General features: G+C 55.1%; 25 protein-coding genes. 7 read left to right on the plus strand and 18 right to left on the minus strand.

Translation table 11 applies throughout. From position 1 onward, the window contains the following. Window positions 1-67: 67 nt before the first annotated feature. The 4 genes from KNP81_RS01955 to KNP81_RS01970 are packed head-to-tail and all read right to left on the minus strand — an operon-like array spanning window position 68 to window position 2,569. Window positions 68-319: a flagellar biosynthesis anti-sigma factor FlgM gene (locus KNP81_RS01955; protein WP_021066556.1), complete on the minus strand. Its 252-nt coding sequence runs from the start codon at window positions 317-319 to the stop codon at window positions 68-70. Window positions 320-343: 24 nt separating this feature from the next. Further along, window positions 344-727 (minus strand): flagellar protein, encoded by a 384-nt coding sequence (locus KNP81_RS01960; RefSeq protein ID WP_353048066.1) that lies wholly within the window; start codon window positions 725-727, stop codon window positions 344-346. A gap of 19 nt (window positions 728-746) precedes the next feature. Beyond that, complete coding sequence (locus KNP81_RS01965) at window positions 747-1,415, minus strand: ComFC family protein (RefSeq protein ID WP_214717864.1); 669 nt, start codon at window positions 1,413-1,415, stop codon at window positions 747-749. Next, the gene (locus KNP81_RS01970; protein ID WP_214717866.1) at window positions 1,412-2,569 is read right to left on the minus strand and encodes a helicase-related protein; all 1,158 of its coding nucleotides are present in this window, start codon (window positions 2,567-2,569) and stop codon (window positions 1,412-1,414) included. Before KNP81_RS01970 ends, KNP81_RS01965 begins: the two co-directional genes overlap by 4 nt. Window positions 2,570-2,752: 183 nt before the next feature. Between KNP81_RS01970 and KNP81_RS01975 the strand changes: the two genes are divergently transcribed. Next, window positions 2,753-3,499 (plus strand): hypothetical protein, encoded by a 747-nt coding sequence (locus KNP81_RS01975; protein WP_214717868.1) that lies wholly within the window; start codon window positions 2,753-2,755, stop codon window positions 3,497-3,499. Between the two features lie 95 nt (window positions 3,500-3,594). On the opposite strand, the gene KNP81_RS01980 is transcribed toward KNP81_RS01975, so the two are convergent. The 7 genes from KNP81_RS01980 to KNP81_RS15420 form a co-directional block, all read right to left on the minus strand. Continuing rightward, window positions 3,595-4,947 (minus strand): hemolysin family protein, encoded by a 1,353-nt coding sequence (locus KNP81_RS01980; RefSeq protein ID WP_251128823.1) that lies wholly within the window; start codon window positions 4,945-4,947, stop codon window positions 3,595-3,597. 173 nt (window positions 4,948-5,120) lie between these two features. After that, complete coding sequence (treC, locus tag KNP81_RS01985) at window positions 5,121-6,755, minus strand: alpha,alpha-phosphotrehalase (protein ID WP_214717870.1); 1,635 nt, start codon at window positions 6,753-6,755, stop codon at window positions 5,121-5,123. 83 nt (window positions 6,756-6,838) lie between these two features. Next, on the minus strand, window positions 6,839-8,287 hold the full coding sequence (treP, locus tag KNP81_RS01990; protein ID WP_214717876.1) for a PTS system trehalose-specific EIIBC component: 1,449 nt from the start codon (window positions 8,285-8,287) through the stop codon (window positions 6,839-6,841). 201 nt (window positions 8,288-8,488) lie between these two features. Next, window positions 8,489-9,154 (minus strand): trehalose operon repressor, encoded by a 666-nt coding sequence (gene treR, locus KNP81_RS01995; RefSeq protein WP_251130253.1) that lies wholly within the window; start codon window positions 9,152-9,154, stop codon window positions 8,489-8,491. Window positions 9,155-9,245: 91 nt separating this feature from the next. Beyond that, entirely contained in the window at window positions 9,246-10,094 is an 849-nt protein-coding gene (locus KNP81_RS02000) for a DegV family protein (protein WP_214717881.1), read from the minus strand. 94 nt (window positions 10,095-10,188) lie between these two features. Further along, window positions 10,189-10,881: a response regulator transcription factor gene (locus KNP81_RS02005; RefSeq protein WP_214717883.1), complete on the minus strand. Its 693-nt coding sequence runs from the start codon at window positions 10,879-10,881 to the stop codon at window positions 10,189-10,191. 25 nt (window positions 10,882-10,906) lie between these two features. After that, window positions 10,907-12,031, minus strand: a complete 1,125-nt coding sequence (locus tag KNP81_RS15420; protein ID WP_214717886.1) for a sensor histidine kinase — start codon at window positions 12,029-12,031, stop codon at window positions 10,907-10,909. Window positions 12,032-12,205: 174 nt separating this feature from the next. On the opposite strand from KNP81_RS15420, the gene KNP81_RS02015 reads away from it, so the two are divergent. Together KNP81_RS02015 and KNP81_RS02020 are read left to right on the plus strand one after the other, a co-directional pair. Next, the gene (locus KNP81_RS02015; protein ID WP_214717889.1) at window positions 12,206-12,847 is read left to right on the plus strand and encodes a YigZ family protein; all 642 of its coding nucleotides are present in this window, start codon (window positions 12,206-12,208) and stop codon (window positions 12,845-12,847) included. 41 nt (window positions 12,848-12,888) lie between these two features. Beyond that, window positions 12,889-13,914, plus strand: a complete 1,026-nt coding sequence (locus tag KNP81_RS02020) for an LCP family protein (RefSeq protein WP_214717890.1) — start codon at window positions 12,889-12,891, stop codon at window positions 13,912-13,914. 49 nt (window positions 13,915-13,963) lie between these two features. On the opposite strand, the gene KNP81_RS02025 is transcribed toward KNP81_RS02020, so the two are convergent. The 5 genes from KNP81_RS02025 to KNP81_RS02045 all read right to left on the minus strand — a co-directional run bounded on the left by KNP81_RS02025 (window position 13,964) and on the right by KNP81_RS02045 (window position 18,102). Further along, window positions 13,964-15,016 (minus strand): glycosyltransferase family 4 protein, encoded by a 1,053-nt coding sequence (locus tag KNP81_RS02025; protein ID WP_021066539.1) that lies wholly within the window; start codon window positions 15,014-15,016, stop codon window positions 13,964-13,966. A gap of 123 nt (window positions 15,017-15,139) precedes the next feature. Then, on the minus strand, window positions 15,140-15,553 hold the full coding sequence (locus tag KNP81_RS02030; protein ID WP_214717891.1) for a Rok-like winged helix domain-containing protein: 414 nt from the start codon (window positions 15,551-15,553) through the stop codon (window positions 15,140-15,142). A gap of 218 nt (window positions 15,554-15,771) precedes the next feature. Then, on the minus strand, window positions 15,772-16,437 hold the full coding sequence (gene pgmB, locus KNP81_RS02035) for a beta-phosphoglucomutase (RefSeq protein WP_214717892.1): 666 nt from the start codon (window positions 16,435-16,437) through the stop codon (window positions 15,772-15,774). A 200-nt stretch (window positions 16,438-16,637) separates the two neighbouring features. Next, the gene (locus tag KNP81_RS02040; protein WP_214717893.1) at window positions 16,638-16,973 is read right to left on the minus strand and encodes an Asp23/Gls24 family envelope stress response protein; all 336 of its coding nucleotides are present in this window, start codon (window positions 16,971-16,973) and stop codon (window positions 16,638-16,640) included. Between the two features lie 73 nt (window positions 16,974-17,046). Further along, on the minus strand, window positions 17,047-18,102 hold the full coding sequence (locus KNP81_RS02045; RefSeq protein WP_214717894.1) for an acyltransferase family protein: 1,056 nt from the start codon (window positions 18,100-18,102) through the stop codon (window positions 17,047-17,049). 278 nt (window positions 18,103-18,380) lie between these two features. Here KNP81_RS02045 and KNP81_RS02050 point away from each other — a divergent pair, with 278 nt between their 5' ends. Continuing rightward, complete coding sequence (locus KNP81_RS02050; protein ID WP_029594986.1) at window positions 18,381-18,869, plus strand: hypothetical protein; 489 nt, start codon at window positions 18,381-18,383, stop codon at window positions 18,867-18,869. Here the strand turns inward: KNP81_RS02050 and KNP81_RS02055 are convergent. After that, window positions 18,866-19,465 carry an alpha/beta hydrolase gene (locus tag KNP81_RS02055; protein ID WP_214717896.1) on the minus strand — a complete coding sequence of 200 codons (600 nt, stop codon included), beginning with the start codon at window positions 19,463-19,465 and terminating at the stop codon, window positions 18,866-18,868. The genes KNP81_RS02050 and KNP81_RS02055 overlap by 4 nt on opposite strands. Then, window positions 19,462-20,406 carry a VOC family protein gene (locus KNP81_RS02060; RefSeq protein WP_214717904.1) on the minus strand — a complete coding sequence of 315 codons (945 nt, stop codon included), beginning with the start codon at window positions 20,404-20,406 and terminating at the stop codon, window positions 19,462-19,464. Before KNP81_RS02060 ends, KNP81_RS02055 begins: the two co-directional genes overlap by 4 nt. A gap of 117 nt (window positions 20,407-20,523) precedes the next feature. Between KNP81_RS02060 and KNP81_RS02065 the strand changes: the two genes are divergently transcribed. The 3 genes from KNP81_RS02065 (at window position 20,524) to KNP81_RS02075 (ending at window position 23,086) form a co-directional block, all read left to right on the plus strand. Beyond that, window positions 20,524-21,414, plus strand: coding sequence for an ABC transporter ATP-binding protein (locus KNP81_RS02065; RefSeq protein WP_214717907.1), 891 nt, complete (start codon window positions 20,524-20,526; stop codon window positions 21,412-21,414). After that, the gene (locus KNP81_RS02070) at window positions 21,404-22,597 is read left to right on the plus strand and encodes an ABC transporter permease (protein WP_214717910.1); all 1,194 of its coding nucleotides are present in this window, start codon (window positions 21,404-21,406) and stop codon (window positions 22,595-22,597) included. The genes KNP81_RS02065 and KNP81_RS02070 overlap by 11 nt, the downstream gene beginning before the upstream one ends. Before the next feature lie 63 nt (window positions 22,598-22,660). Next, window positions 22,661-23,086: a hypothetical protein gene (locus tag KNP81_RS02075; protein WP_214717913.1), complete on the plus strand. Its 426-nt coding sequence runs from the start codon at window positions 22,661-22,663 to the stop codon at window positions 23,084-23,086. Window positions 23,087-23,118: the final 32 nt, after the last annotated feature.

Consider the following 23,118-nt stretch of genomic DNA (forward strand, 5'->3'; position numbering starts at 1 on the left):
TCCCTTGTTTAGTCAGCTTCCGTGCCATCTTATTTATGCGAAGGTCTCCCTCGGACCCCGCTTTCATTCATCCTTGTAGAAAGCGTTTGGCGATGTCGCGCGCGTCCCGTGAATACGTCCCGGCGTTAATCTCTGCCTTCAAGGCGTTGATTTTCTCCAGGCGCTCCGGGTGTTTCACCGGTTCTTCAAACCGGGCGCGGGCTTCGGCCGATATCGATAGTTGGTCCGTTTGGCGTGTCAGCTCGGGCTTCGTCTCAGGTTGCGTTTTCTTCTCATAAGTGTTCGGTAAGTGTACCCACTTTGCAGAATCGATGCGCATGCGTGTCCCCCCTCTTCTCAGTTGTTAATCCAAACGATAAGCGCGAACGCTCTGTTTCGTGACGCTGGTTTGTAGCCCTTTCAGTTCTTGCTGCATGTCGCTCTGACAGCCCGCGCATACCTTTCCTTGGTTCGTCGGATTGCCGCAACGCACGCAGGCGATGTTCAGTGACGGGTTGTCCTTGATGATCAGGCGTCCTTCATGGATATATCGCGTGATATCAAGTTCGGAGACGCCTGTCGCTTCGACGAGGGCTCCGATTGTCGTCTGTTTGTTGGCGGGTTCGCGGATGAAGTCCCGGACTTTCAAGAAGTTTTGGAAATCGACTTCCGCGCAGGATGGGCAGTATGGCGAGCGGCTTTGTTTCATGAACAGCCGTCCGCACGTTTGACAAGTTGTTGCTTCCACAGTCATTCACCTCTGCCCTTTATATCGGACGCATTTTTGATTTGTTTAGCGTCCGGAACAGGCAAACGGCAGAAACTTGTTCCGCCCCGGCCCGGCGCAAGGTGAGCGCCGCCTGATGGAGCGTCGTCCCCGTCGTATAGACGTCGTCGACGAGGACAATTTTGCCACGGCGCGGCAACTGCTGTACAGCGAACGGATTCGTACGGTGCCGCCTTTCTTCTTTCCCAAGTTCACGCTGACTCGAAACCTCGGATTTGACGAGCACCTGCTCCGTCGGTCCGATCATCCTTGCGAGCAGCTCCGCCTGATTGAAACGCCGCGTCCGTAACCGCTCCTCACTGAGCGGGATCGGGACGTAGACGACACCCGGTTCCCGCACCGCGCGTAATACGTCGCGCAGTTGGTGCGCCAAGACGACGTCGCCGCCGAACTTATAACGATGGAGCCAATTCGCGCCCGCCTCGTCATAGGCGTAGAGCGAACGGACGGTCAAGTCGAGGTCAAGGGCGAGCCAACGGACGCAATCGCCGCACGTCGCTCCGTCCTCGGTCGGATGCCCGCAGCGCGGACAACCCGCGACGAGCGGTGTCAACATCTTCTCACAGTCTGGACAGGCCCAATCCCGCTTCAACAGCGTCGCCGGGCTCCACGGGACGGTGAACGGTTTTCGGCAGACGAGGCAGTTCATCGCCGGTTCGCCTCCTCAATCTCACGGATGGCTTTGTCTTGGCGAAACGTGCGCTCGTCGTAAAAAAAGACGACGTCGCCGGTCGGTGCGGTCGGTTTGCGCCCGGCCCGGCCAGCCATCTGAATGAGGGCGCGCGACGAGAACAAGGCGTGACTGCTGTCGAGGACGGCGACGTGAACCCCGGTGACGGTCATGCCCCGCTCCCAAATCGATGTCGCGAGCACGATTCCGTTCGTCGATTCGAGCCACTCGAGCACGTCGGTCCGCTCATCCGTATCGGCCGAGACGGCCTGGTAGGCGAACCCGTTCGCCGCGAGCAGTTCCCCGTAACGGACGAGGTCCGGTTTCGTCGGGACGAACAACAGACGCGGTGCCGCCTCGTACCGGCGACAGAAGTCGAGGATGGCGGATTCCTTCTCACGGATGAGCCGGGGCACGGGCAAGTCATGGCCGTGATAGCGCCGGGACAGATGCACCGTCGGGAACTGACGCTGCCAGACGGTCGGCGTCGCCGTCACGAATAAAAACAATCCTTTCCCGGCCCGGCGGAGCGTCCACCAGAGCGCGAGGTCGAAGGCGAACGGGAAGGCGTCGGACTCGTCGACGAGCACAAAATCGAACACATGTCGGAGGTTCACGAGCAGCGGCGCCGTCGCGACGGTGATCATGCCGATTGTGTCCTTGTCCCCACCGCCGTAGCGCCGGGTGATCGGGACGGTGAAGGCGGCCTCAAGCCGGTCGGCCCACTCGATGGCGACGTCACGGCGCGGTGAGACGATGAGGACGCGCTTCCCGTCATTGACGGCACGCGCGATGACAGGGAACGTCATCTCTGTCTTCCCCGCCCCGCAGACGGCATGGACGAGCCCGCTCGTCTTCGTCTCCCACCAAGTGAGAAGCTGTGCGCTCACGCGCTGTTGGTCCGCACCCAATTGGAACGGCATGACGAGGTCAGTCGGCTCGACCGACGTCGTCACCTCCGCTTCGGCAAGACGATCGCACTGACAGACGCGACCGAGGTGGAGGCAGTTGCGGCAATAGCGGCACGGTCCGTGATGGCACATATAAGCACGCGTGTCCGTGCTCAGACAGCGCTGGCAGACGCCGAAGCGGATGGCGGGAGTTCCTTCGGGTGTCACGATGAGTTGACCCATAACATCAATCCTTTTTCTATACACGCTAGCAGACGAACATCACGTCCACACGTCACGTTCGTCGATGGAACGTGGACGGTTAACGGCAAGACACCCTCTCATTTCAGGCTGTAGACGGAGGTGAACGAGCAGACAATCGACTATACTCCAAGTAGACCAATTACTGGAAATGAGGAAACAGTCATGTTCAAACGACCCATCCACAATATCTTGACCGGTTTAGGCATGCTCGGCGTCCTGCTGGCTGGTCTCTGGCTTTCCTACGAGGTGCTCGGGAGCGACAAAGCGAAACAGCGGGCCATCACCGCGGCGGAGGCTTACGTCGCGACGACGTATCCCGCGCTCACGCTCGACGTGTCGGACACGCAATACATGTTCCCGTACGGTTCGAGCTATGCCGTCACGTTCACATCGCCCACGAGCGTCGACACGACGTTTGCGGTCCTCGTCACGAAATCCGGCGACGTCATCCATGATGAGTATGAGGACGTCATCAGTGGCGAACAGACGTATCAACGATTGAACGACGCCTACTTCGAACTGACGGACCGTCTGTTCACGTCGGGGCGTTTCCCGTTCGCGGTCACATATGGGCATGGCCACATCCCTCAGGAAGACGATCAGACGAGCCCCCCAGGTGTCCGGCTCGCAGACCTTCAGCTCGATGAGACGCTCGACGTGTCCCGCTATGCGGCCGAGTATGGCCACATCCACCTCGATTTGCCGGACGGGCCGTTCTCGCCTGAGGCGATGGCCGACTCGTTGACGGCGACGAAGCGCTTCTTCGACACCGAAGACGTCCCGTTTCATTCCATCAGCCTCAGCCTCCTCGACTACGAGACGGTCTACTTCGTCCGCAGCATCCTGTACGAGGAGATCTCGTCACCGCGTCTTGCAGAGATTATCCGGGACCGCACATCCACTGACTGACAAAAGGTTCAACCGACGGCCATCGGTTGAACCTTTTCGTCGTCCATCATGAGCAGACAAAAAAAACAGGCACGCCATTTCTGGCGCACCTGTGTTTATGATTCGTCCGTGTCTTCCGACGCCGTCTCACGCAAGGCGAGTCGCACCCGCTCCACGTGATTCTCCGTCATCTCGATGACGGTCAAGACGTAACGGTCGAACTCGAGCGTGTCACCGACCTCGTGCGTCTCGCGGTGGACCTGGAGCCAACCGCCGAGCGTATCGATGCCTTCTGAACGTTCGAACGTGATGCCGAACCGTTCCTCGAGTTCTTCAAGCAAGACGCGCGTATCGATTTCATACGTCGTGTCGTCAACCGTATGAATCGGGTCGACCTCGTCCTCGTCGAACTCGTCACGGATTTCTCCGACGATTTCTTCAAGCAAGTCTTCGAGCGTGATGAGACCGGCCGTCCCGCCGTATTCGTCCAAGACGATGGCGATGTGGGTCCGAGCCTCACGCATCTGTTTCAATGTATCTTCCAAAGGCGTCATTTCATGCACGACCGGAAGCTCTTTCACATAAGTGGAGAGATTGATGGACGGGCTGACCGCGAGTCCCATCAATACCTCTTTGACGTTGATGTAGCCGATCAAGTTATCCTTGTCGCCGTCCTCAGTGATCGGATAACGGGTATATTGACTGTCCGCGAACGTCTCGAGCACTTCGGCCCGCGTCGCTTCAATATCAATCGCCTCGACTTTCGTCCGGGGCACCATCACGTCTTTCGTGACGTGCTGGTCGAACGAGAAGATGTTTTGCATCATCGCGAGTTCCGTCTGGTTGATTTCACCGCTTTGGAAACTTTGCGCCATGATGATCTTCAACTCTTCTTCCGAGTGCGCTTGCTCATGTCCGGCCGGTTTGACGCCGAACAATCCGAGCAACATCCGTGCCGATCCGTTCAATAACCAGATGAACGGGAACATGATCCGTCCGAACCAGAACAACGGTCGGGCGAAGATGAGCGTCATCCGTTCCGCATATTGAATCGCGAGCGTCTTCGGTGCGAGTTCCCCGATGACGACGTGCAAGAACGTCACGATCGCGAACGCGACGGCGAACGAGATAATCGATGCGAGCGACGCCGGGATGTCGAACTCGTTAAAGAGCGGGGTAAGCAATCGCACGACCGACGGTTCCCCGAGGAAACCGAGTCCGAGCGCCGTCACCGTGATACCGAGCTGACACGCCGACAAGTAATAGTCGAGGTCAGATGCGACCTTTTTCGCGAGAATCGCCGACTTGTTCCCTTCCGCCACCAATTGATCGAGTCGTGACATCCGCACTTTGACGACCGCGAACTCCGATCCGACAAAAAATGCAGTGAGCGCGATCAATAACGCCACCAACAACAACAATACCCAAATCGGGCCTTCCACTTCTCCGCCACCGCCACCGGCAGCCATTACGTGTGTAGAGTAGATCCTGTCCACATGTTCCTCGAGAGACTCGAGGGTCACCTCCATATAAATAATTTACAAGGTCACACGACTGTGTCCTTGCCTAATGAATAACCTACCATGAGAGCCCGCCTCTCGGCAACTAAAAGGAGGCGCTCACATGGAACGCCTCCGAACACTCAGTTTTGTTTATAGAACATGATCGCCTCATACGCCCGGAGCGACAGCGTCGTCCCGTCGAGTTGCGGCACATCATAGTTATGACTGACGACGTCGGCATGCGTGAAACCGGCCGGAATCTCATATGTCGTCTCCGGTCCATAGAAGTTCGCGACGACGAGCACTTCCTCGTGTTCCGTCTTGCGCGTGTATGCCCAGACGTCGAGCGCGTCCGGCGTCAGAATCGTATAGTCCCCGTCCGTCAAGACATCGAGCTCTTTGCGGAGCGAGATCAAGTTCTTGTAGTGGTAGAACACCGAGTTCGGGTCATCGAGTGCCGTCTCGACGTTCACATCCGCATAGTTCGGCGCCACGTTAATCCACGGTGTCCCGCTCGTGAATCCGGCGTGCGGCGTCGCGTCCCACTGCATCGGCGTCCGCGAGTTGTCACGCGACTTTTGTTTGATGGCGGCCATCATGTCCTCGTGCGACACGCCCTGTTCGCGCTTCAACTTATACACGTTGAGCGTCTCGATGTCGCGATACTCGTCGAGCGAGTCGAAGCCCGGGTTCGTCATCCCGATCTCCTCGCCTTGATAGATGTACGGCGTCCCTTGCAGGCCGTGGAGCACCGTCGCGAGCATCTTCGCGCTCTCGACGCGGTGGTCGGTGTCGTTGCCAAAGCGGCTGACGACGCGCGGCTGGTCGTGGTTGCACCAGAAGATGGCGTTCCAGCCCTTGCCGTGCATTCCTTCCTGCCACGTCGACATGATGTCTTTCAGTTGCACGAAGTCGAACGGTGCGGCGACGAACTTCTCGCCGTTCGGATAATCGACTTTCAAATGATGGAAGCTGAACGTCATACTGAGCTCGCGCTCGTCCGGACTCGAGTAACGGACGCAATGCTCGAGCGTCGTCGACGACATCTCGCCGACCGTGATGACGTCGTGCCCGTCGAATACTTCGCGGTTCATCTCTTTCAAATATTCGTGGATGCGCGGCCCGTCCGTATAGAACTTGCGGCCGTCCGAATCGTCTTCTGGGAAGTCCTGCTGCTTCGAGATCAAGTTGATGACGTCGAGGCGGAACCCTTTGATGCCTTTGTCGCGCCAGAAGCGCATCATCTCATAGACGTCCTCACGCATCTGCTCGTTCTCCCAGTTCAAATCGGCTTGGGTCACATCGAACAAGTGGAGGTAATACTGGCCGCTCGCCTCGTCATATTTCCAGGCGTTGCCGCCGAACTTCGACTCCCAGTTCGTCGGTTCGTCGCGCCAGATGTAGTAGTCGCGATACCGTTCGTCACCGGCGAGCGACTTCTGGAACCATTCATGCTCGGTCGAGGAGTGGTTGACGACGATGTCCATCATGAGCCCGATGCCGCGCGCTTCGGCCTCGCGGATGAGCTCGTCGAGGTCGTCCATCGTCCCGTAGGATGGATCGATCGCGTAGTAGTCGCTGACGTCATAGCCGTTGTCGTTTTGCGGCGACTTGTACACCGGGGTCATCCAAATGTATTCGATGCCGAGCTCGGCCAAGTAATCGAGCTTCGCCGTCACCCCTTTGATGGAGCCGGTGGCATTGCCTTCCGGGCTATAGAAGCTTTTTGGATAAATTTGATAGACGACAGATTTGCGCCAGTTTGGTTGTGTCATAGATGTAATCTCCTTTTGTAAGAGTTTTCATTTGTACAGGAAAAGGGGAAGAACCTCCGTCCCTCCCCTTGTCCGTGATCTTCTTATGCGACTTTGTTTTTCTCAATCTCGCCTTTTTTCATGTAACGTTTCGACAGCGCGAGCGTCAACACGAACGGAATGACGAGGGCGATGACCATCCCGATGATGAAGATGAGAATCTTATCGGTGAAGATCGACAGGAATCCAGGAAGACCCCCGACCCCGACAGCGAACGCCTGGACGTCGTTCAATGTGATGAACACCGCCGCGACGGCCGACCCGATCATCGCCGAGTAGAATGGGAACTTGTTCGGCAAGTTCACCCCGAACATGGCCGGCTCGGTGATCCCGAAGAATGCCGAGATCGATGACGTCGAAGCCATACTCTTTTGTTTGGCGTCGTGTTTGAACACGAGGAACATCGCGAGTGCGGCTGCACCTTGGGCGATGTTCGACAAAGCGAGCATCGGCCAGAGGAATGTCCCGTTCGTTTCTGCGATGAGCTGCAAGTCGATGGCTAGGAACAAGTGGTGCATCCCTGTGACGACGAGCGGTGCGTAGAGCAGACCAAACAGGAGTGCCCCGACGACCGGTACCGCTTCGAACACGTTGACAATTCCCGTCGCAATCACGTTACCGAGGCCGCGTGTGAGCGGTCCGACGATTGAGAGGGCGAGGAAACCGGTGATGACGATTGTCGTGATCGGCACAACGAGCAATTGAATTGCGTTCGGTACATGTTTCTTCAAGAAGATTTCAATGTGGCTCAAAATGAAGGCCGCGGCCAAAATCGGAAGAATCTGACCTTGGTAGCCGACCTTCTCGATTTCGAACAGGCCGAGGATGTTGAACGTCGGAACTTCGCCTTCAAGCGCCGCTTGTCCGTAGCCCCATGCGTTCAAGAGGTCCGGGTGGACGAGCAAGAGACCCATGACAATCCCGAGCACTTCGCTGCCGCCGAACCGTTTCGTCGCCGACCAACCGACAAGCGCCGGGAGGAAGACGAACGCCGTGTTCGCCATCATGTTGACGAGGTCCCATAACCCTTGCAGGTTCGGATACTCCTCAATCAGCGTCGCGCCTTCGACGAACAGTCCTTCTGAGGCGAGCAAGTTGTTAATCCCCATCAAGAGACCGGCGACGATGATGGCCGGGATGATCGGCATGAACACGTCCGAGAACACTTTGACGAGTTTCTGGAGCGGGTTCATCTTCTTGCCGCCGGACGATTTGACCTCGGCGACCGTCGCTGCTTCAAGCCCGGCGAGTTTGATGAACTCGGCGTAGACGCGCTCGACGTCACCGGCTCCGATGACGACCTGGTACACACCCGAGTTTTCGAATGCCCCTTTGACGAGATCGGCTTCTTTCACTTTCGCTTCATTGACGAGCGACTGGTCTTTCAACGAAAGACGGAGACGCGTGACACAGTGTGCCGCTTTGTCGACGTTATCCTTGCCCCCGATGGCTTCAAGGATATCCGCGGCGATTTGACGATAATCTGCCTTCATATTGTAGGCCTCCTTTGTTTGAAAGCGTTTGTTGAAAACGGTTACTTATGAGTACAAACAAAGTTTAACTTATATAGATAAGTCATGTCAACAACTTATCTATATAAGTTAGGTGTGACAACTGTGTGACAGGCGTTCAGTATTTTTGTTCCCTCTTGCTTTGATTCAAAACGAAAAAAGACTCCTTTCGAAAAAGGAGCCTTAACGACGCGCCACATCGCTGAACTGAAACTTGTCGAGTCGGTGGCGGGACTCGGTATATTCGAACTGTCTGCCCTCATAGAGGAACGTGTCGTTCGTGATGACGATGACATATTCATAATCGTGCAGATCGAGCCGCAACCGGTCGAGCTCGGTCACGTCCTCGGCCGCGATCTTCCGTTTGGCGTAACTGATTTGCATCCCGAGCTCGTGCTCGACATAGGCGTAAATCGATTGCGCAGCGATTTCTTCCGTCAGGCCGGGTACGAGGTCTTTGACGAAATAGTTCACATCCAAAATGACGTTCTCGCCATCGAAGTTGCGGACCCGCTCAATCCGATACATCCGTGTGCCCGGCGTCAAGTTCATCCGGTCGGCGAGCCACGCCGGCGCCTCGATGTCCTCGAATGAGGCGACCGATGTCTGAATCGAGCGACCGAGCATGCTAGCATACACTTCCGAGAAACTGACGATGCCGTTGAACTGGAACTCGATCTGATCGCGCCGCAGCACGAACACGCCTTTCCCGTGATGCTTCCGGACATAGCCGTGCTCTTGGAGCAAATCGAGCGCCTTCCGGACCGTTCCTCGGCTCGCGTCATACTCGTGCATGAGCTCGGTCTCGGACGGCAGTTTCGACTCCGCTGCATATTCGCCCGTCTTCATCCGCTCGGCGAGGCGCTCATAGATTTGACGATATTTGGCCACAGGCTCACTCCTCTCTATCGAAAAAGACGACCGGATGGCCGTCTTTTGTTTACCATTCGCGGCGATACCACGTGATGCCGATCGCGCCTGGTCCGAGGTGTGTCCCGATGACCGGTCCGAAATAAGCACCCGTGACATGCGCCTGCGGAAACTTCTGTTTCATCGAGGCGATTTCCTCGGCCTGACGTTCCGGGCAGTTGGCGTGGATGATGCCGATACAGTAGCCTGTCCCGTCGCCTTGAATCGACTGTTCCATCATCTCTTCGATGCGACGGACCGCCTTCTTGTACGTCCGAATCTTCTCGAACGGGACGATCATCCGGTCTTGGAAATGAAGCACCGGTTTGATTTGAAGGAACGACCCGACGAGCGCTTGAGCCGCGCTGAGTCGGCCGCCCCGTTGGAGGTGGTCGAGGTCATCGACGACGAAGTACGCCCGAATCAACTCGCGCATCTTTTCAAGGTGGGCCATGATTTCTTGCGCCGACGCGCCTGCATCGCGCAAATGAATCGCTTCCTCGACGAGGAACGCTTGAGGCATACATGAGATCTCCGAATCGAATGCGTGAACGTTGACGTCGACCATGTCGTTCAAGGCGATCATCGATTGATACGTCCCACTGATGCCGCTCGAGAGCGTGATCGCGATCACGTCCGTCACCTCGTTCGGGAGGCGCTCAATCAGTTCAATCGTTTCACCGATGCTCGGCTGGGACGTCGTCGGCAAGTTCCCTGCCTCGATCCGGTCATAAAAAGCCTCGGTCGTGATATCGACGGCTTCGCGGAACGACTTCCCGTCAAAAATCACGCTGAGCGGTGCGACGTGGACGTCGTGGCGCTCACAAAATTCGGCCGGCAAATAGGCGGTACTGTCGGTCAAAATGGCTATGTTTCCCATGCTATATCCTCACTTTACATCGTTTCATTTTCCAATTGAATGTGGATTCCATTCCATATTGTAGCATAAAAACGATGTATTGCATCGGTCGAGGTCAAATCTCGACCCACCCGCGACGGATGGCATCGACAACGGCTTGGGTCCGGTCGTTCACTTCCATCTTGCGGAGCACTGACGAGACGTGGTTCTTGACCGTCTTCTCGCTGATGAACAACATGTCGCTGATGTCGCGGTTCGAGCGGCCCTCAGCGAGCAAGTGGAGCACTTCGACTTCACGGCGTGAGGGCAATTGGTAGACGGGATCGTCGGTACGGCTCTCGACGTTGCGGCCGGCCTGTTCGCCTTTGAATTGGAGCAAGCGACGGTACTCTTTCAAGACGTTCGTCGTCACTTTCGGGTGCAAGTACGCCCCGTCCTTCGCAACCGAGCGCACGGCCGAGATCAGCTCGGTCGATGCGACTTCTTTGAGCAAGAACCCAGATGCCCCGGCTTCGAGTGCATGCGTGATGTACGACTCATCGTCGTGGATCGACAAGATGAGGACGCGCGTCTCTGGTGAGAGCACGGACAACTGCTTCGTCGCCTCAATCCCGTTCAATTCAGGCATGTTGATGTCGATAATCAAGATTTCCGGCTTGTGGTCCGCGGCGATGCGAATCGCCTCGATCCCGGTGCGCCCTTCGGCGACGACCGTGAACTCGTCCTCTAAATCAAAAATCCGTTTCAAGCCTTCTCGAAACAGCTCATGGTCATCCACAATCGCGATGCGTGTTTGTAATTGTTCCATCTGGATACTCCCCCTTGTTCTTGTCTTACGTGATCGGAATCGACATGCGGACGACCGTCCCTTTGCCGACTTCCGAATCAATGGTCATGCTTCCGTTCACCAACTCGATCCGTTCTCGCATCCCAACGATCCCGAATGACTCTTCGCCAATCGAACTCGGCACGAATCCAACCCCATGGTCGCGTACATGAATATGTATCGCATCATGCGCTTGCTCGACGTTGACGATAATCTCCGCCGTTTTCGAATGTTTGATCGCGTTTTGGACGGCCTCTTGGACGAGTCGGAACACGTTAATCTCCAATTTTTCGGGAAGGCGGGCCCGTGATCCCCGGTAGTTGAGCCGGGTCTTGATGGCCGTATATTCCTCGGTCTGATGGAGATAGCGTTCGAGCGTCGGCAAGAAACCGAGGTCGTCAAGCGACATCGGACGAAGGTCGTAGATGAGACGCCGGACGTCGACGAGCGCGCCGCGGATGAGGCGTTTCAGCTCGTGCAGTTCGGCGAACGCCTCGTCTTTCCCCCGCTTGTCGAACGTCTTCTCAATCAAATCGGCCCGAATCAAGATGTGAGCAAGCGATTGCGCTGGTCCATCGTGCATCTCACGGGCGAGGTGGCGCCGTTCACGTTCGGCCGCCTCAAAGACGCTGATTGCCATCTCTTGCTTCTTCATCATGTCCGAGTACTCTTGCTGCAGGTCGTCCCGCAGGAAGTTCAATACGACAGAGACGCGGCTGACGAGTCTGTCGGCCCGCTCAATCGTGTCCTCGAGGATGAGCAGGCGGCGTTCAAGGTCGTTGCGACGCTGTTGGCCGGCCATCTCTTCTTTTTGAATGAGAAAACGCTCGAGCTGCATTTGGTTGGCGCGTTCGTACGCCTCCCGAATCTCTTGCTCGCTATGTATATGAAACTTCTTGCTCACTTGGACGAGTTTGTTCTTCGCCGCTTTTACGAGCAGGTCGAGCCGTTCCGACTCCTCGATATAAAACTCAATCTTTTGCGTCAACTCTTTCAGTTCGTTCTGAATCAACGAATACTCGTTGGCCGAACTCTCGGTAATCCGGACGATCTCCTCTTTACTTTCCGTCACCGTATCAATCATATTTGTTATGATATGTTCTAAAGCTGTACGATCAGTAATATGATTCACGATGCCATCCCCTAATAATTCGGTAGTAAGTCCTCATCTATTCCTATTATCGTCTGCGGAACGTTCGTTTCCAGTAAAACTTGGAGGCTCTCCTTCCATTTCGCCGCAACTGGCGTTGACGCCTACTTGAATTTTAAAAAAAATATTCAAAAATAGAAAGGAGAATTTTCAGAAATGTCTACTGAACCGAATTATACTATAAAACAAGACGGAGAATACGAGGTCGTCATTCAAAAGTCGAAATTTATCGCCCACTTCAAACGGGTCACGTCCGAGGACGAGGCGCAGGCGTTCATCCAAGCCATCAAGAAGGCGCACTGGAACGCCAACCATAATTGTTCCGCCTATATCATCGGCGAACGGAACGAGTTCCAAAAAGCGAACGATGACGGCGAGCCGAGCGGGACGGCCGGGTTGCCGATGCTTGAGGTGTTGCGCAAACGCGACTTGAAGGACACGGTCGTCGTCGTCACCCGCTACTTCGGCGGCATCAAACTCGGTGGCGGCGGTCTCATCCGTGCCTACGGCGGCACGGTGAGCGAAGGGCTCGACGCGGTCGGCATCGTCGAACGTATCCCGATGCAACGCTTGACGCTCACGGTCGATTACGGCTGGATCGGCAAAGTCGAGAACGAGCTACGCCAATCGTCATACCTCCTCGACAACATCGTCTACGCGGACACCGTCACGTTCCACATCTCGGTGCCGGTGGAAGAGACCGAGGCCGCCCTCGCCTGGCTCGTCGATTTGACGAACGGCCAAGGAGGACTCGAGACCCAGGACCAACGTATCATCGAACGTGATTTTGTGCGGTAGGTCACGTATACTAAAGGAAACGAATGAAATGAGGAGACGACATGGAACAAGACTCCCGCAAGAAACGTCCCGTGTGGAAAATCGTACTGCTCGTGTTCGGTCTCGTCTTGCTGATCGGCGGGTCGGCCTTCGGCTACTTCGTCTATAAGGCGAACGAGACGGCGGAGAACGCGAACAGCGAACTGACACGCGGGGACAAATCAGATCGCCGTGAAGAGACGGTCGATTTGACGAAAGATCACTTCTCCGTCTTACTCGCCGGCGTCGATGGCGGTGCCTCGCTCGAGGAAGAAGGACGGACCGACTCGCTCATGGTGGCGACGTTCAACAAGGAATCGCGCCAAGTGACGCTCGTCAGCATCCCGCGCGACTCGTACGTCGATATCGTCACGACCGACGGGGAGTTCAAGGACAAAATCAACCACGCCTACGCCTACGGCGGCATCGACACGACGATCGCGACGGTCGAGAAGCTGTTCGACATCCCAATCGACTATTACGCGACGATCAACTTTGATGGCATCGAGGATCTCGTCGATGCTGTCGGCGGCGTCGAGGTCGATGTGCTCATCCCGATCTCCGGACGGGCGACCGGCAACGTCGAACTCGAACCAGGCGTCCAGACGCTAGACGGCAAGGAAGCGCTCGCCTATGCGCGCATGCGCAAAGATGACCCTGAAGGCGACGTCGGACGGGCGAAGCGTCAACAGCAAGTGCTCGAGGCGATCATCAACGAGGCGACGACGATCAATTCGTTCACGAAGCTAAACCGGATCATGAATGCGGTCGGCGATAACATCCGAACGAACATGTCCCTCTCCGAGGCGTCACAGCTACAGCCGTACACGAAGTCGCTCCGCTCGTTCAATCAAGAGACGCTCGCAGGCGGCGATTTGACGATCGGAGGCGTCTACTATTACGAGCTCGACCCGGCCGACTTGAGTGAGAAGCGTTCACTCTTAAAGACCGAGCTCGGCCTCCCGCTCACGGCGGAAGACAGTGACAACGGGACGGGCGACGGCTTGAATGAAACGGAAGACGGTTTCAGCGAGACGACGACCTACTGACCACAACAAAAGCCCAAGGACACGATGTCTTTGGGCTTTTGTTGATGACTCACGTCTTCGGCCGTCCGAGCAGACGCCGGGACGTCTGGATAATCGGCTTATAGTTTGGGTGAATCAACTCGGTCGACTCGACGATCAGCTCGATGACGATCAGGACGATGACGAACGTGATGATGGCTCCGAGCATCGTCGTCTTCGCGAACAGAATCGAGGCGATGCCGAAAAAGAACGTCATCCCGTACATGAGCAGGACGGCTTGCCGCGTCGTGAAGCCCATATCGATCAACTGGTGATGCATGTGCGACTTATCGGGCGACATCGGCGGACGCCCTTGCACGAGCCGGCGGACAATCGCGAAAATCGTGTCCGAGATCGGCAGACCGAGCAAGAGGACCGGGACGACGAGCGAGAACAGCGTCACGTTCTTGAATCCGATCAAGGAGAAGACGGCGAGCATATAGCCGAGGAAGAGCGCCCCGGTGTCGCCCATGAATATCTTCGCTGGATAGAAGTTATGGACGAGAAAGCCGAGCGTGCTCGCCAGGAGCAACAGCGCCATCATCGTCAAATAAACGTTCCCTTGGATGATTGCGAGCAGCGCGATCGTCCCAAGGGCGATGCTCGAGACCCCGGCGGCGAGTCCGTCGAGTCCGTCGATCAAGTTGATGGCGTTCGTGATGCCGATCAGCCAGAGCACCGTCACCGGGATGCTCCACGAACCGAGATACAGCTGTTGGTCGAACGGCAGGTTAATCAATTCGATGCGCATGCCTGAGTTCAAGACGATGACCGTCGCGATCATCTGGCCCATCAGTTTGACGCGGGCCGTCAGTTGGAAGCGATCATCAATCAAACCGGTCAACAGGATGACGACCGCCCCAATCAAGATGGCATCGTTATAACGGCTCGTCGGCAACAGGAGCGCATAGCCGATAAAGAAAGCGATGAAGATGGCGAGGCCGCCGATCCGTGGCATCGTCCGTAAATGTACTTTTCGGGCGTTCGGGTGATCGACCGCTCCGATCAGAAAAGCAAACCGGCGAACGAGCGGCGTGATCAAGATGGCCATCACAAAACTGACCAACATGGCAATCCATAACATGGGCCAACGTTCCTCTCTCATAAAAAATAGACTCTGGCGAATTATAGCATATTTCCCGTGAGGCGAGACGTATCAGAAATGTTACAACAAAAAATCCCGACGAGTGAATCTCGTCGGGTCTGGTCAGGCGTGGGCCGGGTGCGTCATCACGTCATCCGTGGCTTCGTATGTATATAACCCGCGTCCCACTTTTTTGATGTCAGGATTGACTGACTCGATTTTAACCATTAGCTGGTAAATATTGCTAATGTGGTGACGATAACGCAACTCGAGCTCCATTTGAATGTCCCGCACACTCATCGTTTTCCGTTCCTTCAACAGGTCTGTTACCTGATGGACATAGACCTCGAGCGGATAACGTTGATTGACGCGACGTGGGCGCATTCGTTTCGACGGATCGAGTAGCGATTCTTCTTCCCGCTTGTTCCGGTTCAGTTCCGAAATCAAATACTCGGCCCGGCGTTGCAGCTGGCGATACGACTCTTCAATCTCCATCAGTTCCCGATAAATATTTTCATTCACGTTTGTAGATTCCATGCACAAATCCTCCTCTACACCTAATTGATGTTCCCCATCACCCAAATTCATCAATTATTACCAGTTATTACTTGTTCCCATATAAAAGTGTAACGTTTTTGTAATGTACTTGTCATCTATTTTTAGGCATTTCTATCTATTTTAGGTCTTTTAGACCAACACAAAAAGATGACGACTGTTCGGGGCAGTCGTCATCTCACGGAAGATGATCGTAGTCTTTACGCGCCGACGCGTTCGAGGATGCGTGCGAGCGAGAGTTCATCGGTCGAAGAAACGATGAGGTCTGCATGACCGAGCATCGACTCTTCCCCGACGGCGACAGCAAACATGTTTGCCGCTTTGATTGCAGTTACGCCTGCAGCTGCGTCTTCAACGCCGATGGCATGTTCGGGTTTCACGCCAAGGGCAGAGGCAGCCTTCAAAAACACTTCGGGATGTGGTTTTGATTCGGCGACAGTTGCTGCATCGACAATGTGATCGAAGTAATGACGGACACCAAGTGCGTCTACAACCGCGAATGCGTTTTTAGAAGCCGAAGCCATTCCGATTTTGAGACCAGCCTCTTTAATTTCATCGAGAAATGAAATGATGCCCGGCAACAAGTCGGCTGAAGAGATGTGTTGAATGAGTTCAACGTAATGCTCGTTCTTCTTCTGCGCGAGTTCCGCTTTTTCATCCGGTGTGAAATCGTTCTGTCTTCCACCGAGCGCGAGGATGCGCTCGAGCGAGTCCGTCCGACTCACGCCTTTTAGCGTCTCATTGAACTCGCGGTCAAACGGAATATCGAGCTCTTCTCCAAGTTGTTTCCAAGCGAGGTAATGGTACTCCGCGGTGTCAGTGATGACACCGTCCAAATCAAAAATGACTGCTTCAATCGTCGACATACATGCTTTCCGCCTTTCCTTCTAATGCTTCTGTCGTCAGACTACATTAAGGGAACTTGACAAGTACCCGTTGCACGATTGGTCATTGATGCAAACGGTTGCACTTGTTCGATTTCTATTATAAATGAAAAAGACATCATCATGCAACCGCTTTCGCAAAAAAATAAAAAAGCAGGAGAAGCAGGTGCTTCTCCCACGACTTATAATTGGATTCCGACGACTTTCACGTTCACCGATAACGGTGTCATGGCAAGCATCGTGTCCATGTCTTGCGTGATGCGTTCTTGCACGCCCGTCACCGTCTTGACGATCGATTGACCGTACGCGATGTAAAGTGACAAGTTGATTGTGACGCCTTCTGACGACTCGTCGACTTTGACGTGTTTCATGAGCGCGCGCTCTGACAATTTCGTATCTTCTTGTGTGAACGACACGTGTTTCGTCTCTTTGACCGCGACAGCGGCGATCATTTCCACGACGTGGCGTGAGACGTTGACGTCTCCTTCAGTGCTGTGCATTCCATTTTCGTATGGCATGGTGTCACTTCCTTAACTCTAGTTTCGCTTCCCATCTTAAAGTGTAGCGGAAAAACGCCATTTAGAAAAGGGTTTACGATTTCACGTCCTTCACATCTTGGGCACGGCGAACATCGATCTCGACGAGCGGCTTCAACAGCTTGACGACCGACGGGCTGATAATGACCAGGACGATCAAGAAGGCGACGCCGAACAAGACGAGCAATTGGAGCCACGACGTCGGCATGAAACCGGCTGGGATGAACGCCTTCCAGGCGACGACGAGGAAGACGTGCACCAAATAGACGTAGAGGCTATACTTTCCGGCCCGGGTGAACACCGGCAGTTCACGCCCTGGAATCATCAAGGCGAAGCTGATCGCCATGAGAATCGACACCGTGTAGACGATCAAGAAAGCGAACGGCCCGCTCCAAATCGCCTCCGGCACCGCCGACTCATAGGCGAACCGGAATTTGAACAAGTTACCGATATGATAGAACGTACCCTCCTGTTGGAAACTCATCGATGCGAGTAGCCCGAGCGTGAGCGTCGTGAAGACGGCAAAACCGCCAATCCGGTAACGGTTGCGTTGCTCGGCCCGCTTCGGCAATTCAAAGAAGTTCAACGTGTTCCGTTCGCTCATCCAGTTCCCGATCAAGAAGAACGGATAGAACATGATGACTTTCCGGAGCGCGAAGAACCCGGTCGACTCGGCTTGGAAGCCGAACAGGAGCGCGAACAAGAGCGCGAACAGCACGTATCCTTTCAATTGTGTCACGTACGGGGTGATGACGTACCAGATGATAATCGCCATCAAATACCAGAGTGCCCAATACGGCGTCAAGATGTTCAGCGCAGGGTTTTCGAGCGATAAGAGCGCGATGCCCTCGGTGAAGGCGAACCACGAGCCGAGAATCACTTGCCAGATGACGTATACAACGAACAACTGGATGACGCGCAAATAACGGTTCTCCCGGAAGAAGTAACCGCTCAACATGATGAACAACGGCATGTGGAACGTGTATAAAAATAAATAGACCCATTTCGGCAAGATGTCGTCATACGCGCCGCGTACGTCGGTCAACAAGTGACCGAACACGACGAGCAAGACGAGCACGCCTTTAATATTATCGTACCAATGATTTCGCATGTCTTTCCCTCTAGTTCTTTAATTAGTTTTCTGATGTTCTCTCTATTTTGCCTCATCCATCATAGCCGATTTTTTGAGCTGATGAAATTACGATTCCACAAAAAAATGATGACTTCACTGTCATCATTCCCCGGATTTGCCCTCCGCAAGCCGAAACGTCAAGAAATCTTCAAGCTAGAGCACGTTTCACGCGTATTCAAATAGACGAGAGTGGGTACAGTATAGTATAGTAGTGTTACTAAATAATCAGAATATTCTAATAAAAGGAGGTGTGGAGAATGGCTTCCGTCATCCGTAACCGTCATCATATGGTGCATGACCCGAAACGTTCATTCTCTAACTTCGGATTTTGGTGGTTCACCGGCGCCTTTTCCGTCGGACTGCTCATCGTCGCCTTCGAACCCATCCGGGAACGATTTACCGCCATCCATCCGATTCTGTCTGCCCTGTCGTTCGTGTTCATCTCGTTCTTCATCGGTGTCGCCATGAAGCTCGCCCGGGACGTTTGGTGGCTTAATTATCTGCTTGAACGCACGTCGAACCGGTATATGTACATCGGCGCGGATACGCTCCGCGGTTGGCAGTACACGCTTGACTCCATCTGGTTATTGACCCGCACGTCACAAAAAAAGCTCGGCCGATTGTATATCCAAATCGACCGAACCGTTCGTTCTGAAGAGGCGAAACGTCTGTTCGCCGCCTATTTAATTGATCGAGGTGTGCTCGTCGTCTATTCGAGACCACCGAAACCGAAGAAGATGGCTTAACCGAGGAACGGTTCTAGCCATGCCCGAGCTGCCTCGACTTCTTCCATGCGCAGCTCGTGCCCACCTCCGTGATAGAAGAGTTCGACGTCCGCTCCGGCACCCCGTAGCGTCGACGTGAGCTCTTCTGTTTCTGTTTTCGGGCAAATCGGGTCACGTTCTCCGGCCGAGATGAACACGTTCGCACCAGCGAGGTCCGGTAACGTGAGCGAGCGGTCCGGGACCATCGGGTGGAATAAGAGCGACGCGTGGAATGCGTTTTGTCGGTACAGCGCCGAGCCGATCAAGTTGGCGCCGTTCGAATAACCGAGCGGAATCATCTTGTCCCGGTTGATGCCGTACTCTGTCGTGGCGTCATCCAAGAACGTCAAGAACCGTTCCGTCTGTTTCTTTAAGTCCTCGAGGTCGAGGACGCCTTCCGCGTGACGGCGGAAGAAACGGGACATGCCGTTCTCGAGGACATCACCGCGCAGCGTCAAAATGTTCGCCTCGGGGGCGAGGATTCGAGCGAGCGGAATCAAGTCCTGTTCCGTCCCTCCTGTTCCGTGCAATAAAATGAGTGTCGTCTCGGTCGTGCCTTTGATGAATTGATGAATCATGTCATGTCTCCTCTCGGGATTGTAATCGTCGGTAACGTGCGAGTGATCGCCTCGCGGTCTTGTTCGAACCAAGCCGGGAGTTTGAGTGTCGAGCCGAGGCCTTCCAAGCTCTCATCGATTAAAAAGCCAGGGGCGTCGGTCGCCAGTTCGTGAAGAATCCGGCCGCCGTCATGGAAGTAGACCGAGCGGAAATAGTGACGCTCTTTCACTTCGGTCGGGCGTAGCCCGAGCTCGAAGATGGCATCTTGCCACGAGGTATAGTCTTCCCCGTCATTGATGCGCCAGGCGATATGATGGACCGTCCCTGAACCAGGAACCCCGTTCGGCAGGATCGTCTTTTTCACGTCGATGACGTTGCCATAATCAGCCGTCGCCTCGAGGCGAATCCATTCTGAATCTTCCCCTACCGTCTCAAAGCCAAACAGTCCGGTCAACAGGCGAACCGTCGCCTCCGGGTCTTTCGACAACAGCGTCGCCCCGGCAAAACCAACAATCGCCTCGCGTGACGTCACGCCTGGCACGACCCAACTTGTCTGTTTCGAACTTTTCCGGGCGACGAGCTCGACGACGAGTCCGTCCGGGTCTTCAAACAAAAGCGATGGCTCGCCGAAGCGCTCGGTCGCGACCGTACCGACGCCATGGTCGTTCAATCGTTTCTCCCAGAACAACAGACTGCCTTCCGGGACGAGATAGGCCGTGACACCGACCTGTCCGCTGCCGACGCTTCCTTTCCCAATCCCAGGGATCGGGAAGAACGTGATGACCGTCCCCGGCGCTCCTTGCTCATCCCCAAAATAGAGATGGTACGTGCCAGGGTCGTCGAAGTTGACCGTCTGTTTAACGAATCGAAGTCCGAGGACATTCCCGTAAAAATCTAATGTGCGTTGTGGGTCTTTCACCATCGCCGAGATGTGATGGATACCCGCTGATTGCTTCGTCATGTCATGTCCTCCCTTTTATTATCTTGATTTCAAGATAAATCATTTTCGAAGAAATGTGAAACTTTTTGCTCAACATGGCGTACGCTACTAGTAGACACCTATAAGGAGGTACATACTATGACGTTACAAATTGATCGTGTCTCGAAACAGTTCGGCGACTTCACGGCCGTCGACGATTTGAGCTTTCATGTCCCGAAAGGCGAGATGTTCGGGCTGCTCGGGGCGAACGGCGCCGGGAAGACGACGACGTTCCGCATGATTCTCGACATCCTCAAACCGAGTGCCGGGACGATTACGTGGGACGGTCGCAACGTCGACCATCGCATCGTCGGCTATTTGCCGGAAGAACGAGGCCTTTATCCGAAATCACCCGTCCGTGACCAGCTCGTCTTCTTGGCTAGCCTGAAAGGCATGCGGCAAGCCGAGGCGAAGCGGGCCGTCAAGACGTGGCTCGAACGGCTCGAGATCCCTCAGTATGAGACGATGCGCGTCGAACAACTATCCAAAGGGAACCAACAGAAGATTCAACTCGTGGCCGCCCTGCTCCACAACCCGGAACTGCTTATTCTCGATGAACCGTTCAGCGGGCTCGACCCGGTCAACGTCGAAATCTTGAAACGTGAAGTGCTCGCGCTCCGTGACGCCGGGACGACGATCGTCTTCTCCAGTCACCGGATGGAACATGTCGAAGAGCTGTGCCAACATATCGGCATCTTGAAAGGCGGCCGTGCCGTCGTCAGCGGCGACGTCCCGACGATCAAAACTCGTTACGAGGAGCCGGTGCTCTTCATCGAGACCGATCGACCGGACCTGCTGCAAGCCCTCCCGGTCGTCCGGGCGGTCGAACCACATAAGAATGGCCACTTCGTTCGGCTCGACTCGTTCGACGACAGCGATGCGGTGCTCGGTGCCCTCGTGGCGAATGGGGCCGCCATCAAAACGTTCATGCGCCAGCCCGTCTCATTAAACGACATCTTCATCAAGGAGGTCGGCCAACATGTTTCATAACTTCGGACCACTCTACTCGTTCACGTTACGCTCGAAATTGCGCTCGAAGGCGTTCCTCATCTCGACGCTGTTGACGATCCTGTTCATCTTCGGTTTCACGAACATCGACCGATTGCTCGCGAACTTCGAGGACACCGACCAGGCGCAAGCCATCCTCGTCACCGACAATAATGAACTGACGACGCTCATGCAGTCGCTCGGTTATGAGGACATCGAATCGTCCGCCATCACCGAGTCCGAGGCGCGCGCCGGGCTCGATAACGGCGACTATGAGATTGTCGCCTTCATCGAAGGGGATTCGGCACGCGTTTTATCGGAACGGCCGGAACCGGATTTCACGACGGTGTTACAGACGGCGCTACGAGAAGTCCGGAACGCCGAACTGATTGAGGCGTCGAACATCGATCCGACCGTCCTCGCGGCGTTGAATGAGCCTGTGACGGTCGAGGAATCGTATCTCGGCCGCGGCGGAGAGAACTCGGACGAGCTGTTCTCGTCGTTCGCCTTCGTCTACGTCATGCTCATGTTGCTCTACGTCTCGATTATCACGTACGGGTCGATGATTTCGACCGAGGTCACGACCGAGAAATCGTCGCGCGTCATGGAGCTCATCATCTCGACGACGCATCCGGTGACGCACATGCTCGCTAAAATCTCGGCCATCGGGACGCTCGCCCTGCTCCAAATCGCCATCTTCCTCGGCTTCGGTTACTTCAGCGCCCGCAGCAACGAGATGGCCCAGTCGGTCATCGACAACGCGGGCAACGTCCGCGCCGTCGTCTATCTGTTGACGTTCTTCACGCTCGGCTATCTGCTCTATGCGGCCATGTTCGCCGTGCTCGGCTCGCTCGTCAGCCGGGTCGAGGAGTCGCAACAAATGACGATGCCGGTCATCATGCTCCTCGTCGCCGGGTTCCTCGCCGCCATGTTCGGTTTGAACAATCCGGAGGCACCGATTGTCACGATTCTGTCGTACGTGCCGTTCTTCACGCCGATGCTCATGTTCCTTCGCGTCATGCTCGTCGATGTCCCGGTGTGGGAAGTCGCGTTATCAATCGGTATCATGATTGCCACAATCGGTGTGATTTTGTGGGTCGGCTCGAAATTTTATCGCGGCGGCGTCTTGTTCTACGGCAACAATGCGATTAAACAATGGCGACAAATATTACAGAATCGACAATAACGTTTACAGCATTTTCGTTTTCGTATACTCTAAAGAATGTGCAAAATGAGGAGGAAACGAACTATGCGATCACGATTACTCGCAGCTTTAATCTTTACTTTCATGACGACGCTCACGACGTTCATCTGTTATACCGTCTTCTTGGACGCCGACGCGCTGTGGCAAATCTTGCTCGCATACGCAGGAAGCACGTTCCTCGGGACGCTCGCTTTTTGGTATCCGGTCAGCCGGCGTCCGGAGACGTCGCGGTTCGGCGGCGCGTGGATCGGCATCTTGATCACAGCGACGACGCTCCTCGGATTCACCGCAATCCGCTTCACCATTCGTGGTGACGCCGCGTCCTTACTCGACTGGCAGACGATGCTCGCGAGCCTCGCCTATACATTCGGTTACGTCGGCTGGGTGCTCACGATCCTCAATATCGTGCTCGGCTTCCTACTTGCCGGGACACGACCGAAAGTACGCTACGACGCGCGCATGGCGCGTTAATATCAATAAAAGGAGCCAAGACGCATTGTCTT

Origin of the sequence: Exiguobacterium sp. s149, assembly GCF_018618395.1 — a bacterium.
Taxonomy (GTDB): domain Bacteria; phylum Bacillota; class Bacilli; order Exiguobacteriales; family Exiguobacteriaceae; genus Exiguobacterium; species Exiguobacterium chiriqhucha.

Excerpts from the sequence above, each read along its gene's own strand:
- KNP81_RS01955 (WP_021066556.1), bottom strand. The coding sequence starts at position 319 with ATGCGCATCGATTCTGCAAAGTGGGTACACTTACCGAACACTTATGAG.
- KNP81_RS01965 (WP_214717864.1), bottom strand. The coding sequence starts at position 1,415 with ATGAACTGCCTCGTCTGCCGAAAACCGTTCACCGTCCCGTGGAGCCCG.
- KNP81_RS01970 (WP_214717866.1), bottom strand. The coding sequence starts at position 2,569 with ATGGGTCAACTCATCGTGACACCCGAAGGAACTCCCGCCATCCGCTTC.
- KNP81_RS01975 (WP_214717868.1), top strand. The coding sequence starts at position 2,753 with ATGTTCAAACGACCCATCCACAATATCTTGACCGGTTTAGGCATGCTC.
- KNP81_RS01980 (WP_251128823.1), bottom strand. The coding sequence starts at position 4,947 with ATGGCTGCCGGTGGCGGTGGCGGAGAAGTGGAAGGCCCGATTTGGGTA.
- treC (WP_214717870.1), bottom strand. The coding sequence starts at position 6,755 with ATGACACAACCAAACTGGCGCAAATCTGTCGTCTATCAAATTTATCCA.
- treP (WP_214717876.1), bottom strand. The coding sequence starts at position 8,287 with ATGAAGGCAGATTATCGTCAAATCGCCGCGGATATCCTTGAAGCCATC.
- treR (WP_251130253.1), bottom strand. The coding sequence starts at position 9,154 with ATGAAGACGGGCGAATATGCAGCGGAGTCGAAACTGCCGTCCGAGACC.
- KNP81_RS02000 (WP_214717881.1), bottom strand. The coding sequence starts at position 10,094 with ATGGGAAACATAGCCATTTTGACCGACAGTACCGCCTATTTGCCGGCC.
- KNP81_RS02005 (WP_214717883.1), bottom strand. The coding sequence starts at position 10,881 with ATGGAACAATTACAAACACGCATCGCGATTGTGGATGACCATGAGCTG.
- KNP81_RS02015 (WP_214717889.1), top strand. The coding sequence starts at position 12,206 with ATGTCTACTGAACCGAATTATACTATAAAACAAGACGGAGAATACGAG.
- KNP81_RS02020 (WP_214717890.1), top strand. The coding sequence starts at position 12,889 with ATGGAACAAGACTCCCGCAAGAAACGTCCCGTGTGGAAAATCGTACTG.
- KNP81_RS02025 (WP_021066539.1), bottom strand. The coding sequence starts at position 15,016 with ATGTTATGGATTGCCATGTTGGTCAGTTTTGTGATGGCCATCTTGATC.
- KNP81_RS02030 (WP_214717891.1), bottom strand. The coding sequence starts at position 15,553 with ATGGAATCTACAAACGTGAATGAAAATATTTATCGGGAACTGATGGAG.
- pgmB (WP_214717892.1), bottom strand. The coding sequence starts at position 16,437 with ATGTCGACGATTGAAGCAGTCATTTTTGATTTGGACGGTGTCATCACT.
- KNP81_RS02040 (WP_214717893.1), bottom strand. The coding sequence starts at position 16,973 with ATGCCATACGAAAATGGAATGCACAGCACTGAAGGAGACGTCAACGTC.
- KNP81_RS02045 (WP_214717894.1), bottom strand. The coding sequence starts at position 18,102 with ATGCGAAATCATTGGTACGATAATATTAAAGGCGTGCTCGTCTTGCTC.
- KNP81_RS02050 (WP_029594986.1), top strand. The coding sequence starts at position 18,381 with ATGGCTTCCGTCATCCGTAACCGTCATCATATGGTGCATGACCCGAAA.
- KNP81_RS02055 (WP_214717896.1), bottom strand. The coding sequence starts at position 19,465 with ATGATTCATCAATTCATCAAAGGCACGACCGAGACGACACTCATTTTA.
- KNP81_RS02060 (WP_214717904.1), bottom strand. The coding sequence starts at position 20,406 with ATGACGAAGCAATCAGCGGGTATCCATCACATCTCGGCGATGGTGAAA.
- KNP81_RS02065 (WP_214717907.1), top strand. The coding sequence starts at position 20,524 with ATGACGTTACAAATTGATCGTGTCTCGAAACAGTTCGGCGACTTCACG.
- KNP81_RS02070 (WP_214717910.1), top strand. The coding sequence starts at position 21,404 with ATGTTTCATAACTTCGGACCACTCTACTCGTTCACGTTACGCTCGAAA.
- KNP81_RS02075 (WP_214717913.1), top strand. The coding sequence starts at position 22,661 with ATGCGATCACGATTACTCGCAGCTTTAATCTTTACTTTCATGACGACG.